The sequence below is a fragment of the Streptomyces sp. NPDC054786 genome (assembly GCF_053611685.1).
Map to the genome: position 1 here is coordinate 16,471 of NZ_JBSHAW010000005.1, position 14,572 is coordinate 31,042.

Sequence of the window (14,572 nt, forward strand, 5' to 3'; positions counted from 1 at the left end):
GAACAGGGCGGCGCGGCCGGCGGAACTCACATCGGGGCGCTTGGCTCCCAGACGTGCGCCCATCCGGCGCGTGGAGATCATCCATGTCGCCCTCGGTTCGACCGTGGTCTCCGTAGTGGAGCCACTTCGCGAGCGACCCAGACCTTCATCTGCCGCACCGCCGTGAGCGGCCGACTGCGCGACGGCTCCAAGGGCGCTTCGTGCACGCCCCATTGGCGTGCCGGGCGAGGAGAGTTGGCATCTACAGGAGTCGGCCGCGTTCTGAGACATCGGCGATCGGTTCGCGCTTCCGACCATCACGTCGGCGATCTCGTCGACGCAGGGGAGGCGTCGGCCGAAGCATTCAGCGCGCTCGGTCGAGCGGCGGAGGCCGCTGCAGCCGTAGCGGAAACCGTCGACCGATGCGCGGCGGGCGGCCTTTCCCCGGCACGCGCCGCGGTGCTCGTGGCGCGTCGAGGGTCTGCTGCACGGCGGTCGTCACGCTGACCGCCTCAGATGGGGAACCTGCCACGGGGCGCAGGCGGCGTGGAGAGGGTTGTGGACCAGGGCGTGGATGACGAGGCCGGCGCCGGCGGCTTGCACGCCGAGGTCCCACAGGCGCTCACCGCCGGCGGAACTGGGGACCGTAGGTGCCTGGGCGGTTGGGGAGGTCGATCTCCATCAGCTCCACGGCAGGGTGCTCCAACCCGCGCATGGCGTGGACAGCCAGGCGCAAGGTGTGAGGGTCGCCTTCGCCCCAGGCTCTGTCGAGGGTGTTCAGCACGGCGCTGTAGGCGGCATCGAAATGATCAAGGAGCCGACGTGCCCGGGCAGGCGGGTGCGGCCAGCCGCCACGTGGGACTCGGGCCATGGGGCGAGCGTCGGGGAAGGGCACGGGCGCGCCGGTGAACTGCCAGCCGTTCTCCGTCTCGCGCAGCCGCCGCCCGTGATAGATCTCGCCGAAGGCGTAGTAGTGCGCTGGGTGATCGTCCTCGAACGAATCGGCAGGCGAGCTGGCGGTGCCCTCGCCTTGCTCCTTGATGATCTCGATGCATTGCTCCACACCATCAAGACTGTCGACGGGCTTCAGTACGTCGGATCCGATGCGTTCGGACAGCTGCCCCCGCCTCGACAGCTCTGGTCTCGTGGCCCGGAACGTCTTGAGCAGGTCGCTGTAGAACGCGCCGACGCTGGGCGGCTGGTCGGTGCTCAGGGTGAGCGGGCCTTCCGGGGCTTCGATAGCCATCATCACGTCGTGGACGAACGACTTCGTCAGGCCTGACAGGTACACATTCAACCCGGGGTGCACGCCGCCGGGCAGCGGACCCGGGTAGGTCGGCGCCGCAGCCCCGATCCGCGGTCGCTCGCCCACAGCCACCAGTAGGTTGCAGACCATGCCCAGGTGGTACATCTCGTCACCGACGATACGACGGATCAGCCGCGCGGCCGCGCTGCGCCGGTCTTTGACGGACCACCAGCCACACAGATAGGGCGGGATCGTAGCAAGTTCGAGCTCCACAGCGACCTGGAGGGCTTCCTTGAGCCAGCTCACGCCGCGTCCGCCCTCGGGCACAGCAAGCAGACGCGCCACGGACCCGCGGCCGACCGTGGCCCGGGGCTCGTGCAGCGGCAATCCGGCTCCCGCGGCCTCGACCGCCCGCTCAGCTGCGACCGCTGTTCCGCCGGGCGCGGCCGGCGCTCCGGCCGCCAAGGCAGCCGACGCCAGAAAACGCCTGCGGTTGAGAGCGGGAACCGCCGGTCCTTCAGGGGCTTCGCTGGTATCACTCATCGTTGCCTCCCGCCATGCTGATAGCCGTGCCTCGTACCGAGGCTTCGTGAGTCGTCGGAGGCTCGCGAAGCTAGCAGCGATCACGGCCCCTCCCAGGACGCACAGGCCGCAGCCTGTCCCCTCCACCCTGTTGGACCAGTCCGGACTGACCAGCACGTCGGGGTCGGGATCCCCTCATCTGCGCGAGATACCGGGCCTGTTCGAGACGGGGCACAGTTCAGGGCGCAGGGATGTGGCGTGCGTGCGAGGTCGAAAGCCCTGCTCCGCGTGGAGCCGCAGCATGCCCCGCTCTGCCGGCAGAGCGGGCGAGACCGATCGGACTGGCAGAATATGCCCCGCGGGCCAGGTGTACTGCAGCCACGGAGCGGCCGCTCCGGCCCGTCGGCGGGGGGCGCTTCGAGCTTGCCGGAAAGCGTCGTCGTACCGCTGCCGCCGACACCGGGGAAGACCGGCAGTTGCGCTTCACCTGGCAGCAATCTGGTCTGCCGGGCCGCCTGGCCCCATCACAGCCGTGGCCGCCGGCCATTTGCTGGACAGGCGGTGCCGGAGGGAACGCGAGGAAGCTCTGGACTGGCTGGCATCACTGCCCCAAGGCCCCGGCATCTCCCACCGGCTCCTGCCCGATTTCCGCGTACTGGTCGTCGAAGTTGAACATCCCCTGCGCGCCCAGGACTTCGACGCTCTTGCCGTGACGGCGGACAGCTGGCTCGGCACTCACGACGCGTTGGCGGGTGTTGTGATCCACTTGCGGACCTTCCCCGGCTGGGAGAATGTCGGCAGCCTCATCCGCCACGTTCGTTTCATCCGCGACCATCACCGGAAGGTCAGAAGGGTTGCGCTGGCGGCGGACACCAAGGCCGCCGCTTTGGCGCCCCAGCTGGCGAATCACTTAGTCCGGGCCGAGGTGCGGCGATTCGCGTACGACGGGTTCGAGGACGCTCTCGCCCGGGCCGCAGGTCCTGGGCTCCCGCAGTCGGGTGAGGCCTGACGACTGCAGGGAAGGGCGGGCACATGAGGGCGAGCAAACCGATCCACCGGGCCGCGAGGTCCCCCTACTCTCTCTACGTGGCCACGGCTGCCGCGGTAGCCGCTGCCGCGGTGATCGGGTCGCGGGCGGTGGACCGCCGCCGCCTAATGGTCAGTCTGGGCGTGAACCTGGCCCTTAACGCGGGGTGGAACTGGATGTTCTTCGGCCGCGCAGCACCGAAGCCGGCGTGCTGGGAACGTTCTTGCTGGACGTGAGCAATGTGGAGCTGATCCGCCGCACCGCCCGCTCCGACAGCACGGCCGCTCGCGTCCTCCTGCCCTATGCGGCGTGGTGCGCCTTCGCCACCATCCTCAACCTCGCCATCGCCCGGAGCAACTCGTCCAACGACCGCGCGCCGCTACCGGGAGGCGGCTCCTCATTACGCCGTCGTTCTGACGACGTCGCACGCCGCTCCCGGGAAGTTTTGGGTGTGCCAGATGCTGCCGTCCCATGCCACCGCGAAACCCTCGTGACCGTCGAGCCCCGCCAACCAGTCGCGGGCGCCCGCACCCATGGCGAAGGCCGCCGTGGCATAGGCGTCGGTCGTGGTGAGACTGCGGCCGACGACGGTGACCGAGGCCGGTCCCGTCGCGGGAGTGCCGGTGTGCGGATCGAGAATGTGGGCCCCGCGTTCGGCGGTGCCCGAGGTGGCGACGGCCAGGTCGCGTCCGGTGACGACGGTGCACAGCTCGCCCCGTGCCCATCGTCCGCTCGACGTGGCGCAGTCCGCGACGGGGCTCAGACACCGGCCCGGTCCAGGGCGCTCTGCAACGACCGGATGTAGCCGGCACTGGTGTAACTGGCCCCGGACACCGCGTCGATGCGGGCGCTGTGCGTGCTCAGCGCTTCCTGCGTCAGGCGCGGGACGGCGTAGGTGGCGATCTCACGGTCACGGCCGTTCTCGGACGGCGCGTGCAGCACCTTGACGGCGGTCAGCCGGCCGGCCTTGACGGTGGCCGAAACCTGTACGGTGCCGTAACGCGTGCTGATCCGGGCGCCGGTATAGGTGCCTTCGGCTGGGTGGCCGCCTCGCTGCGGACGTCCGGTGGGCGACAGGGCAGGTGCGACGCCCGCCTGGGCCGGGTCGCCGGTCAGGCCAGCGGGCTGGTGCGGCTTGAGGGAAAGCAGGAGGACGATCAGCGCGCTGGTCGACGCTGCGGTCAGAACGGCTCGGCGCACGGGGGCTCCTCAGAACTCGAACGACTCGTGGTGGATGCGGTGCCGGGGTATGCCGGCACCGCGCAGCGCGCGCCGGGCGGCGCCGGTCATACCGGGCGGACCGCACAGATACACGTCGTGGCCGGCCAGGTCCGGTATCAGGCTCTTGAGTGCGCGGGCGGTCAACGGCGCGGAGTGCCTGGCCGGTTCATCGACGAAGTAGTGGACGGCCGTGCCGCGCGCGGCCGCGATCGCGTCGAGCTCGGCGCGCAGGGCGAGGTCTTCCGGACGCCGTGCCCGGTAGATGAGCGTGACCTCGCCGGGGAGGGTTTCGAAGAGCGCACGCAGCGGGGTGATGCCCACGCCGCCCGCGAGCAGCAGCACCTTCGCCGACCGGCGGCGTGCTTCGGTGAAACCACCGTAGGGGCCTTCGGCCCATACCCGAGTGCCGGGCTGCAGCCGCGCCAGGGCCGCACTGTGCCGGCCTGCTTCCTTCACGGTGATGCGCAGGTGGTGGGGGAGCGGGGGCGCGGAGAGGGAGTAGGGGTTAGCGGTCCACCACAGGCCCGGCGCCAGGAAACGCCAGCGGAAGAACTGGCCTGGTCGGGCCCCGAGTTCGGTCAGCCGCTCCCCGGTGAGGTGCACCGACACCACGCCCGGTGCCTCGGGGCGGACGTCGGCGACGTGGAGCCGGTGGCGCAGGGCCCGTCGTACCGGGACCACGAAGCGGTACCAGACGATCAGCGCAGCCACCGTCGTGTACAGGGCGTACCAGCCGAGTTGGGCCGGCTTCCGGCCCACGAAGTCGGCCCCGTTGGCGAGCTGGTGACCGAAGGCGAGGAAGACGGCCAGGTAGGTGGCGAAATGGAGGTAGTGCCAGGTCTCGTAGCTCATGCGGCGCCGGGCGGCACGCGCCGAGACGAATCCGGTGCCGACCAGCAGCACGAAGCCCGCGGGCGCCTTGAGCATGTCCGGATAGTCGAGGACGAGTGTGGTCGTCTCGTGTAGGAGATCGCTCCGCGAGGTGAGGGCGTAGCCCCAGACGATCAGCAGGGTGTGTGCCAGAACCAGCGAGATGGTGTAGCGCCCGCCCATGGCGTGCCAGCGCGCAAGGCGATCGGTGCCCAGGTTGTGGTCGAGCAGCGGAACGCGGGCCACCAGCACGACCAGTACCGTGCAGGCGTAGCCGGCCAGCAGTCCGGTGATCCGGCCGGCGCCGGTGAGCCAGTCCGCGGGGCCCACCACGGACGCCGTTCCGGTCCACCACAGGGCCAGGACGCCGGCGCCCCCCCGCCCAGATGACGCCCTGGGCGAGCAGCGGAGCCGAGGGCGGTAGCCGCCGTGGCGGGGCGCTGCCGCGGGCACCGCGGCGGGTGTGCGAAATGGCGCTCATGGGGGCTTCCCTTCCCTGGTCGGCGCCAGCGTCGCAGCGAAACCTCTGAAGATCCTCTGAGCGGCGTCCCCGCCGAGCGATTCACAGGAAACTCAGAGCTGACTCTTACCCGCGCGTGCCTCCGCGGGAGGGATGCTGGAGCCACCATGCACACTCGCCGTGCTCCCGCCCCACTGCACGCCACCGACGGCTCGCCGGTGCGGGTCCTCGTGGTCGACGACGAGCCGGACGTCACCGAAGTGCTCTCCGGCGTCCTGGCCGGTGAGGGCTGGGAGGTCCGCAGTGCGGCCGACGGCGTCTCCGCGCTCGCTGTGGCACGGACCTTCCGTCCGCACGCCGTCGTCCTGGACTGGATGCTGCCCGACATCGACGGTCTGCAGGTGCTGCACCTGCTGCGCCAGGAACTGACGACGGTCTGCGTCCTGTTCCTCACCTCACGTGACGCCGTCGAGGACCGGATCGCCGGGATCACCGCGGGCGGCGACGACTACGTGACCAAACCGTTCAGCCTGGAAGAGGTCCTGGCGCGGCTGCGCGGTCTGTTGCGCCGGGCCGGTATGGCGCATGATCCGGACGGGGACCGGTTGGTCGTCGGGGACCTCGTCATGGACGAGGAGGCGCGGGAGGTCGTTCGCGGCGGTGAACTGATCGAGCTGTCCCGCACCGAGTTCGAGCTGCTCCGGTTCCTGATGCGCAACCCCCGGCGGGTACTGTCCAAGGCCCAGATTCTCGACCGGGTCTGGTCCTACGATTTCGGCGGCCGGTCGCATGTCGTCGAGCTGTACATCAGCTATCTGCGGAAGAAGATCGACGCCGGCCGCGCCCCTATGATCCACACGGTCCGTGGCGTCGGATACGTCCTCAAACCGGAGCTGTCGTGAATCGGCCCGTCCCGCGCACACTGCGCAGCCAGCTCACCGCCGGTCTGGTCGTGCTCCTGGCGCTGGCCTGCCTGGCGGTCGGCGTCACCACGGTCTTCGCGCTCGAGGGTTTCTTGGTACGTCGCCTGGACCAGCAGCTCTCCGCCTCCGCCGGCCGCTTCGCGGTGAGTCTGGAACACGAGTCCAGGCCGGACGCCGACAACCGGCCGGACACCCGCGGTCAGTCCGAGGGCACCTTGGGTGCCCGGCTGCTGCGCGGCACGCCGGCCCAGGCGGCTGTCGTACGGGACCGGACGGACGCCGCGGTGCCGCTGTCCGCCGACGACAGTCGTGCGCTGTCCGCCCTCCCGACCGACGGCTCCGGACACGGCATCCGGCTGTCCGCCCTGGGGCGGTATCGCGTCAACGCGGTGGTGGGCGACGATCACGACGTGCTGATCACGGGTCTGCCGCTCCGCCCGGTCGAGGAGACGGTGCACCGGTTGGTGGCGGTCGAGGCGGTGGTGTTCGGCGGGGCTCTCCTGGTCACCGGCGTGCTGGGAGTTCTGTGGGTACGTCTGTCGTTGCGTCCGCTGCGCCGTGTCACGACCACGGCGGCGAGCGTCGCCGAACTACCGTTGGCCAGTGGCGAGGTGGCGATGCCGGCGCCGGTGCCGGTGGCCGACACGCGCACCGAGGTGGGGCAGGTCGGCACGGCCCTCAACCGGATGCTCGGCCATGTCGGCAACGCCCTGGAGCGTCGTCATGCCGGCGAAGAGCGACTGCGGCGCTTCGCCGCCGACGCCAGTCACGAGCTGCGGACGCCGGTGGCCAACGTCCGTGGCCATGCGGAACTTGCCCTCCGGCACAGGGGGCCGGTGCCCGGTGAGGTCCGGCGCTCCCTGGAACGGATCCAGGCCGAGTCTGAGCGGATGGGCCGCTTGGTGGACGATCTGTTGCTGCTCGCACGCCTCGACGCCGGCCGTGCCCTGGAGAGCAGGCCGGTGGATCTGACGCGACTCGTGCTCGACGCGGTCGACGATGCGCGGGTGGTCGGCCCGGGCCACCGATGGCTGCTCGACCTCCCTGAGACGGCGGTGACCATGACGGGGGACGAACACCGCCTGCACCAGGTCGTCGGCAATCTGCTCGCCAACGCCCGGACGCACACCCCGCCGGGGACCGCCGTGTCGGTAGGGCTGACGGCCGACGACCAGGGAATCCGGCTGACGGTCGCCGACGACGGCCCTGGCGTGCCCGAGCAGGTCCGGCGGGGAGTCTTCGGCCGCTTCGTGCGGGGTGACCACAGTCGCTCGCGAGCGGCAGGCAGTACCGGCCTGGGACTGGCGATCGTGGAAGCCGTGGTCTCCGCGCACGGCGGACAGGTCATGATGAACAGCCGCCCCGGACACAGCGAATTCACCGTGACCTTTCCTCCGGCGTCGCTCGGTTCCGACATCCACTGACCCGACATATCGTCAGGTTGCTGGGACGCTTGACCATGAAAGCCACGCCTGCGAAGTTGTGAAGGAAGCCGTTGGTCCAGGTCACGAAGGTGCGGCAAGAGCTGCTGATCTGAGGCGTCCAGAGCCTGCCTTGCCCGGTCCCACGGAACGGCACCGAGGGCCCCGAGTCGCCTCAAGGACCGTCAACGTGGACCTCATGCTCGGTGACGAATCCCTCGGGAAGGTACGTCCACTTCCCTCAGGCCGATCCACGGATCTTGAGCGTTGCTTGCGGGAACCGTCGAGCGAGGCTTGGCGTGGAGAAGGGGGAGCACGGATGTGCCCGGCGCTGCCCAGAGGTATGGGATGTGGGCGTCATCTGGCACTGTGCACCGTTGAGCGGCTGGACGCTGTGGTGGCGTCAAGCAGTCGCACAGATGGCTTCGACGAAGTGCCCTACCTTCTCTTCCGGCAGATGCCGGGCGAGGTCGGCTTCGCTGATCATGCCGACCAGCCGGTGATCGTCGATGACCGGTAGCCGCCGGATCCGGTGTTCCGCCATGGAGTGCAGGACCTGTTCGCTTCCGGCGTCGGCGCTGATGGTGAAAGGTTTGCCCTGAGCGGGCTCGCCGGCGGTCATCCTCTTGGGATCCTTGCCCCTGGCGAGGCACGAACTCGCCGCGCTGCGTTCGAGCGGCAGACTGCCCGACTCGGTCCCGGTCTTCGTGGACAGCCCGATGGCACTGGCCGCACTGGACGTCTACACGGAGGCAATCCGGACGCAAGCTCCGGAGCTGCGGCCCGAAGTGCGTACGGCCGGCAGCGCCGCCCTGGCCCCCGAGCCATTTCTTGCTGCCCGGTCGGTGCAGGAGTCGATCGACATCAATCACACCCCCGGGCCCGCCGTCATCGTTTCCGCGTCCGGCATGGCCACCGGCGGGCGCGTCCTGCACCACCTTCGCAAACGACTGCCCGATCCGCGGAACGCCGTGGTGATCGTCGGGTTCGCGGCTCAGGGAACCCGCTCACGGGACCTGCTCGACGGGGCACGCGCCCTGAAGATGTTCGGCGAGTACGTGCCGGTGCGCGCCGAAGTCGCCGACGTGCCGCATTTCTCCGCACACGCCGACCGGCGGCAGCTTCTGGACTGGCTGCGTACCGCACCACCACCGCAGGTCACCTATCTCGTGCACGGCGAGCCCGACGCGGCAGCCGCTCTCAGGGACCAGATCGACCTCGCATTGGGGTGGACAGCAGTGGTTCCCCGTTCCGGAGAGCACGTGCTGGTACGTGGATGAGTATCCGACGCAGTCGACGAGGCAATCGGCACAACACTCCAGAGTGTCTCCCCACACGGGGCATGCCGTGCCACGGGATCAGTCGTGGGGGACGATAGCTACCGGACACGGGGCGTGGTGCACGGCTCCCTGTACGACGTGGCCGATGCGAGGAGGCAACACGCCTCTGTGCCGGCGGCCGACAACCAGCAATTCTGCGTTCGGTGTGCCGTGCAGAAGTGCGGGCGCCGGACTCTCCAATATCACCTGTTCGTCGACGTGCACGTCCGGGAACTTCGCCCTCCACGGACGCAATGCCGCAGCCAACTCGTCGCGTGCGTTCTGAGCCGATTCCCCGGCGGCGATCCGGTCCACGCCACCGCCGCGGTTGTAGGCGTACGCAGGCAGATGTCTGCCGTGTACGGCGCGCAGCGGGACGGCCGCCGAGGGCTACAACCGAATGGACGACGGCCGCGATGCCGAACAGCGCCGCTGGACTCACGACACCGCTGCCGAACCAGCCGTCGACGACGGCATCCCGGACTACGCCTTCGGCCCCCGCAAGCGCACCGGCTCGACCCCCGTCAGGGACTTCGCCGGCCGGGGCACCATGCCCGACCGCGCCTACGCCGACTTCGAGACATGCCCCCAACTGGCCTCGCTCAGCGTGGGCGATACCCCGGCCGACTGGCTACGCGCCGGCCAGGCATTGGAGCGTGTCCTGCTCCTGGCTACTCTCCACGGGCTCGCCGGCTCCTTCGCGACGCAGCCCGTCGAATGGCCGGACCTGCGATGGATCCTGCGCGACCCGCAGTCCGGCACCGGCCATGTGCACATGATCCTGCGCCTGGGGTACGGCCCACAGGGGCCCAGGACTCCGCGACGTCCGGTGGAGCAGGTGCTGACGATCACATCGTGAACGACAGCCGGATGACACGGGCTCTCGTTCAGGGCAAGTCGGGGCGGTGCGCGGGATGTCCATCGCTCAGTCCCGTCCACCCTGCCAGCGGACGGCGACGGCGCCGGCGAAGTCGCCCGCGTGGGCAAATCCTCCGAGCACCACCAGGTTGCCGTCCTCGACCTGTCGGGAGCTGATCGCGCGGTCCAGGGTGATCGGGATCGCCGCGCCGAACAGATTCCCGTACTTGTCGAAGGTGTCCAGGTGCCGTTCGGCCGGAAGGTGCAGCGCCTCGCGCCAATTCCGTAGAAAGGTGCGGTTGGGCTGGTTGGTGATGAGGACATCGATGTCGGCGGTCGCCACGCCGAGCCGCCGGCACAGGTCGGCGACCACCTCGGGGACCAGGCGGTTCCCGCGTGCCAGGACCTTGGCGACGCCGGCGTCGGTGAACCCGATCCGCAGTTGGGATTCTCCCGGTTCCCAGTACTTGCGGCCGTCGTCGACCGCTACGGTCATGTCCCCGGCGTTCTCGCCGACGTGCCGGGTCTCCACGTCGAGGACGGGTGCGTCGGACGACGTCGTCACATACCCCACGCCGCAGCCGTCGCCCGGGATCGCGGCCTGGGCGAGACGGCGCACCTGGGACTGGGTGAACCATTGACCTGCGGCGCTTTGGGCATTGCAGATCAGGGCGGTCTTCGCGTCGGTGGTGGTGAGGATCTGCCGGGCCAGCTTCAGCATGTACACGAAGGAGGCGCAACCCGCGTTGGCCACGTCGACGAGCCACTCCGGGTTCAGGCCCAGTCGGCGCGCCACCTCGGTGCCGGCGCCCACGAACGGCAGGTCCGGCAACTGACTGTGCACCAACAGCACGTCGACGGCTCGGATCTCTTCCCTGCCGTGCCGTTCGATCAGCGGCTGTACGGCGCGTTCGACCATGTCTGCGTTCGTCTCGTCCGCGGCCACGTGATGCCGTAACGGAGGGACCTTGAACATGGGATGGTTGCGGAGCTTGTCCTCGGCTCCGGGGTACTCGGTGTAGAACTCCGCGGGGACCGGCTCGCCGGGGAGGTAGCTTGCGACGTCGGTGAGGCTGACCGTCGTCACCGCGCCACCGCCCTCGACGGCGTCGCGCTGACCGGGAGGCCGTTGCGGTGGCGGTGTTCCAGGATCGCCTTGAGGTTGTTCATCTCCACGGTGTGCCCCGCGTAGAAGAGGTCCCAGTAGTCGCCCACCCAGGGCCGGTTCGGGCGGGGTGCCTTGTCGGGATGCGGGTTGGCGTCGTAGTAGGGGTGCCGGCAGTTGGTCCAGGTGATCACCGAACCCGGCTTGTCCAACACCAGCCGGGCCGGGACGACGCGCATCAGGTAGATCATCCACAGCTTCTCACCCTGGTCCCACGAGCAGTGGTAGTCCACGGTCATGGCCTCGGGGTTGGCGACCACCTCGCAGTAGATCCTGGTGTCGGCCTCGAGCCGGTCGTGGCCGACCCACTGCCCCGGCGTGCCGGAGGGCGCGAAGTCCCGGAGGCTGCAGGTCCACTCCTCCAGATGGTGCCCCTGGCGCAGGTAGTCGTAGGCCGGCTCCGGGGGGCAGTCGACGTACTCGTGGATGGTGCAGTACCGGCCGTAGACCTGATGGTGGGGGTAGACGGAGTGGGTGAGCTCCATGCAGTGGGCGGTCAGTTCCTCCTTGCCGGCGTTCTCGATCCGTATCAGACCGGGGATGTCAGCCAACGTGGACGATTCCTCGCTCATCTGAACTCTCCTTGCTCTCGGTGCCGTTGGTGCTCTCGGTGATTTCGGTGAAGGACTGGAAGGGAAGGAACGGCGGGATCTCCCGCGGGTCGCAGTCCACCGCGACGAACGCCGGGCCGCCGCCCGCGTTGCCGCGCAGCAGCGCCGTGCGCAGCTGCGCCGCGTCGCCGGCCCCGGTGGCATCGAGGGAGGGGAAGGCGGCGGCCACTCCGGCGGCGAGGTCGGTCCGGGCGAACAGGTCGTCGTTGCGGACGCCGCCCTGGAAGAACTCCTCGCGCAGGGCGCACATGGCGTGGGCGTTGTTGTTGAAGATCACGAAGGTCACGGGTGCGGCGTACTCCACGGCGGTGTGCACTTCCATCCCGTGCATGAAGAAGGCCCCGTCCCCGGCGAGGACATAGGTGCGTCGACCGGTGGCGAGCGCGGCGCCGATGCCGGCACCGAAGGTGTAGCCCATGCCGCCCATGCCGACCGCCACCACGAATCGGCCGCGTCGCGGTGCCGGTAGCAGATGGATGGCGCTGGCCCCCGCGTTGCCGGCGTCCACGAAGACGTGTGCGTCTGGGGGAAGCGCCGCTTCCACCGCGGCGACCGCCTGAATGTAGGGGGTGTTTCGCCCCCGGGCTTGAGGAGGCGGGCTCGGCACGGGGGTGGGAAGGGGACCGGCGTGCGGGGGACAGGGACGTGGGCGGGACGGCAGGCGGGCGGTCACCGCGCGCAGCGCGTCCCGCAGGTTCCCGCCCAGCGTGGTGCCTGCCACGAACGGCGGTTCGGGGCCGAGGCAGAGGACGTCGGTGGTGGCCAGGGCCCGGTCGAGGCCGCCGCGTGCCATGAGCGGCAGTCGGGTACCGACCAGCAGGCATACGTCGGCTCGCCGCAGACACTCCTCGACGTTGGTGTGGCCCATCACCCCGGCTACGCCGGCGAATCGGGGATCACGGTTGTCGAAGACGTCCTTGGCGTCCGGGGTGACCGCCACCCATGCCCCGAGGCGCCGGGCCAGTTCGGCCAGCTCCGTGCGCGCATCGGCGGCGGAGACCTCCTCACCGGCGATGACGAGAACGCGGCCGACCTTGCGAAGAGTGTCCGACACGGTGGTGAGGGCGGCTCCGTCGAGCCGCGCGGTCGATGCCGTCCGCGTCCGCACGCACGGGGTCGGGGCCGCGCCAAGGCCGGTCATTTGGAGCTGCGCCTGCTGCACGTCCTTGGGCAGCAACAGGACGGCCGGCCCGCATGGATCGGACTGCGTCGCCGCCACGGCTCGGGGCAGCAACTTCTTGAGCGACTCCGCGTCATCCACCCGGGCGCAGAACCGGGAGATGGGGGCAAAAACGTCCCGAGCATCGAAGGAGCCCGCCTTGCCGCTGGAGTCCTGGAACGCCCCGCGGCCCTCCTGGGCGGTCGGCGGCTGGCCCACCAGGGCCAGCACGGGCACCCGCGAGGCATGGGCCTCCGCCAGGCCCGGTACGAGATTCATCGCCCCACCGCCCGAGGTGGCGGCAACGACGCCGATGCGGCCGGTGGTGCGTGCGTATCCGTCGGCCATGGTGACGGCGGAGAACTCGTGTTTGGCGACGACGCCGCGGACGGTGCCACAGCGGTGCACGGCGTCATACAGGTCTTCGATGTTCGCGCCGCCGACGCCGAATACGTGGGTGACGCCGGCCCTGGCGAGTTCCCCGACCAGATGGTCGACCAGGCGTACCGTTTTCGTCTCGCGTAACTTCGCGGTCGTGCCGGTCATACGGAGCTCCTGTCCCTCTCGTGCTGCCGGTCGATGAGACCGGACGGCGAGATGACCTGAAAGCGGTGCCGATATTCCTTGGGGGTGAGTCCCAGGATCCGTCCGAAGGAGCGGAAGAACGTCTCGGGGGCGGTGAATCCGCAGCGGCCCGCTACCTGATTGATCGTCAGGTCGGTGGTTTCCAGCAGTTCGCGTGCGCGGGCGATACGCGTCCGCTCGACGTACTGGCCGGGTGTCGCGCCCGCCTCGCGCCGGAAGACCCGGGCAAAGTTGCGCTGACTCATGTTGGCCTGCCGGGCGATCTCGGCCACGGACAGGGGGTTGTGCAGGTTGCCAAGAATCCACTCCTGTGCTGCCCTGATCGGCGGATGGTCGGCCAACTGGGCGTCGAGGACGGCGCTGTACTGGGCCTGCCCTCCGTGCCGCTTGAGGAACAGCACCAGAAACCGTGCCGTCTCCAGCGCGAGCGCCGCACCGTGATCGGCCTCCACCAGAGCCAGCGCCATGTCGATACCCGTCGACACGCCGGCGGAGGTCACGAAGGGGCCGTCCCAGACGAAGATCGGCTCGGCGTCCACCGTCACCTCCGGATAGCGGCACGCCATCGCTTCGCTGTACGCCCAGTGGGTGGTGGCGCGTCTGCCGTCCAGGAGGCCAGCCTCGGCCAGCAGGAAAGATCCGCCGCATACGGAGGCGACTCTGCGCGACCGGGCTGCTGCCCCGCCGATCCAGCAGACCAACTCCTGGTCCTGAAGCGCGTCGGGAAGACTCCAGCCGCCCGGCACGAGGAGCGTGTCGATCGGCCCCTGTCCCGCCTCCAGGGGTGCGGCTTCCACCACCACTCCTGAACTCGTGCGTACCAGTGGCGCGTCGGCGGAGACGAAGTCGACGCGGTAGGGGACGCCCGAGGGGTCGAGGAGCCGGTTGGCGGTATCAAACACTTCGATGGGTCCGGTGATGTCCAGGGCCATTGCGCCCGCGTACACCACGACCACAACACGTCGCTCGATCACAGTCACAGCCTGTATTGAACAACGCACTGGCTGCAATGACAGTTTATTGACGTATCCGGCCAACAAGCGGTCGGCGGATGGGGAAAGGGGGCCGGCCAGGCAGTTCGAGTGCGAGCGGACGGCGCTGTGTGAGGCAGCTCACATGGCTCCACCAGCGGCAGAGGTGCCAGCCGCTGAGACGCAGATTACGGGACTCGAATGCACTGCTCTCCGGAAGGACGTGGGCTCAGAA

General features: G+C 69.5%; 13 protein-coding genes and 3 pseudogenes. 6 read left to right on the plus strand and 10 right to left on the minus strand.

Translation table 11 applies throughout. The features are described 5' to 3' along the window. Positions 1-601: 601 nt before the first annotated feature. Positions 602-1,768 carry a ferritin-like domain-containing protein gene (locus ACWGI6_RS05830; RefSeq protein ID WP_453266328.1) on the minus strand — a complete coding sequence of 389 codons (1,167 nt, stop codon included), beginning with the start codon at positions 1,766-1,768 and terminating at the stop codon, positions 602-604. Positions 1,769-2,279: 511 nt separating this feature from the next. Here ACWGI6_RS05830 and ACWGI6_RS05835 point away from each other — a divergent pair. Together ACWGI6_RS05835 and ACWGI6_RS05840 are read left to right on the plus strand one after the other, a co-directional pair. After that, entirely contained in the window at positions 2,280-2,756 is a 477-nt protein-coding gene (locus ACWGI6_RS05835; RefSeq protein WP_453266329.1) for an STAS/SEC14 domain-containing protein, read from the plus strand. 259 nt (positions 2,757-3,015) lie between these two features. Further along, positions 3,016-3,063 (plus strand): annotated as a pseudogene (locus tag ACWGI6_RS05840) (hypothetical protein); the annotation flags it as partial. Between the two features lie 111 nt (positions 3,064-3,174). On the opposite strand, the pseudogene ACWGI6_RS05845 reads toward ACWGI6_RS05840, so the two are convergent. From ACWGI6_RS05845 to ACWGI6_RS05855, 3 genes and pseudogenes are all read right to left on the minus strand, one after another. Continuing rightward, positions 3,175-3,489: pseudogene (locus tag ACWGI6_RS05845) on the minus strand (FAD:protein FMN transferase); the annotation flags it as partial. A gap of 44 nt (positions 3,490-3,533) precedes the next feature. Next, positions 3,534-3,974, minus strand: a complete 441-nt coding sequence (locus ACWGI6_RS05850; RefSeq protein WP_453266330.1) for an FMN-binding protein — start codon at positions 3,972-3,974, stop codon at positions 3,534-3,536. 9 nt (positions 3,975-3,983) lie between these two features. After that, positions 3,984-5,346: pseudogene (locus ACWGI6_RS05855) on the minus strand (ferredoxin reductase family protein). A gap of 146 nt (positions 5,347-5,492) precedes the next feature. On the opposite strand from ACWGI6_RS05855, the gene ACWGI6_RS05860 reads away from it, so the two are divergent. Together ACWGI6_RS05860 and ACWGI6_RS05865 are read left to right on the plus strand one after the other, a co-directional pair. After that, complete coding sequence (locus ACWGI6_RS05860) at positions 5,493-6,227, plus strand: response regulator transcription factor (protein WP_453266331.1); 735 nt, start codon at positions 5,493-5,495, stop codon at positions 6,225-6,227. Further along, on the plus strand, positions 6,224-7,672 hold the full coding sequence (locus ACWGI6_RS05865) for a sensor histidine kinase (RefSeq protein WP_453266332.1): 1,449 nt from the start codon (positions 6,224-6,226) through the stop codon (positions 7,670-7,672). Before ACWGI6_RS05860 ends, ACWGI6_RS05865 begins: the two co-directional genes overlap by 4 nt. A 400-nt stretch (positions 7,673-8,072) precedes the next feature. Here ACWGI6_RS05865 and ACWGI6_RS05870 read toward each other — a convergent pair whose 3' ends face one another. Continuing rightward, positions 8,073-8,291, minus strand: coding sequence for a CBS domain-containing protein (locus ACWGI6_RS05870; RefSeq protein WP_453266333.1), 219 nt, complete (start codon positions 8,289-8,291; stop codon positions 8,073-8,075). Between the two features lie 4 nt (positions 8,292-8,295). On the opposite strand from ACWGI6_RS05870, the gene ACWGI6_RS05875 reads away from it, so the two are divergent. After that, complete coding sequence (locus ACWGI6_RS05875; RefSeq protein ID WP_453266334.1) at positions 8,296-8,949, plus strand: MBL fold metallo-hydrolase RNA specificity domain-containing protein; 654 nt, start codon at positions 8,296-8,298, stop codon at positions 8,947-8,949. Between the two features lie 78 nt (positions 8,950-9,027). On the opposite strand, the gene ACWGI6_RS05880 is transcribed toward ACWGI6_RS05875, so the two are convergent. Further along, positions 9,028-9,360, minus strand: coding sequence for a universal stress protein (locus ACWGI6_RS05880; protein WP_453266502.1), 333 nt, complete (start codon positions 9,358-9,360; stop codon positions 9,028-9,030). A 28-nt stretch (positions 9,361-9,388) separates the two neighbouring features. On the opposite strand from ACWGI6_RS05880, the gene ACWGI6_RS05885 reads away from it, so the two are divergent. Further along, positions 9,389-9,847 (plus strand): hypothetical protein, encoded by a 459-nt coding sequence (locus ACWGI6_RS05885; RefSeq protein WP_453266335.1) that lies wholly within the window; start codon positions 9,389-9,391, stop codon positions 9,845-9,847. Between the two features lie 66 nt (positions 9,848-9,913). Here ACWGI6_RS05885 and ACWGI6_RS05890 read toward each other — a convergent pair whose 3' ends face one another. The 4 genes from ACWGI6_RS05890 to ACWGI6_RS05905 are packed head-to-tail and all read right to left on the minus strand — an operon-like array spanning position 9,914 to position 14,340. Continuing rightward, complete coding sequence (locus ACWGI6_RS05890) at positions 9,914-10,933, minus strand: 3-oxoacyl-ACP synthase III family protein (RefSeq protein ID WP_453266336.1); 1,020 nt, start codon at positions 10,931-10,933, stop codon at positions 9,914-9,916. Next, positions 10,930-11,583, minus strand: a complete 654-nt coding sequence (locus ACWGI6_RS05895) for an SRPBCC family protein (protein WP_453266337.1) — start codon at positions 11,581-11,583, stop codon at positions 10,930-10,932. Before ACWGI6_RS05895 ends, ACWGI6_RS05890 begins: the two co-directional genes overlap by 4 nt. Next, positions 11,555-13,327, minus strand: a complete 1,773-nt coding sequence (locus ACWGI6_RS05900; protein ID WP_453266338.1) for a thiamine pyrophosphate-binding protein — start codon at positions 13,325-13,327, stop codon at positions 11,555-11,557. The genes ACWGI6_RS05895 and ACWGI6_RS05900 overlap by 29 nt, the downstream gene beginning before the upstream one ends. Then, positions 13,324-14,340, minus strand: coding sequence for a GlxA family transcriptional regulator (locus ACWGI6_RS05905; protein ID WP_453266339.1), 1,017 nt, complete (start codon positions 14,338-14,340; stop codon positions 13,324-13,326). Before ACWGI6_RS05905 ends, ACWGI6_RS05900 begins: the two co-directional genes overlap by 4 nt. Positions 14,341-14,572: the final 232 nt, after the last annotated feature.

Excerpts from the sequence above, each read along its gene's own strand:
- ACWGI6_RS05830 (WP_453266328.1), bottom strand. The coding sequence starts at position 1,768 with ATGAGTGATACCAGCGAAGCCCCTGAAGGACCGGCGGTTCCCGCTCTC.
- ACWGI6_RS05860 (WP_453266331.1), top strand. The coding sequence starts at position 5,493 with ATGCACACTCGCCGTGCTCCCGCCCCACTGCACGCCACCGACGGCTCG.
- ACWGI6_RS05870 (WP_453266333.1), bottom strand. The coding sequence starts at position 8,291 with ATGACCGCCGGCGAGCCCGCTCAGGGCAAACCTTTCACCATCAGCGCC.
- ACWGI6_RS05885 (WP_453266335.1), top strand. The coding sequence starts at position 9,389 with ATGGACGACGGCCGCGATGCCGAACAGCGCCGCTGGACTCACGACACC.
- ACWGI6_RS05895 (WP_453266337.1), bottom strand. The coding sequence starts at position 11,583 with ATGAGCGAGGAATCGTCCACGTTGGCTGACATCCCCGGTCTGATACGG.
- ACWGI6_RS05900 (WP_453266338.1), bottom strand. The coding sequence starts at position 13,327 with ATGACCGGCACGACCGCGAAGTTACGCGAGACGAAAACGGTACGCCTG.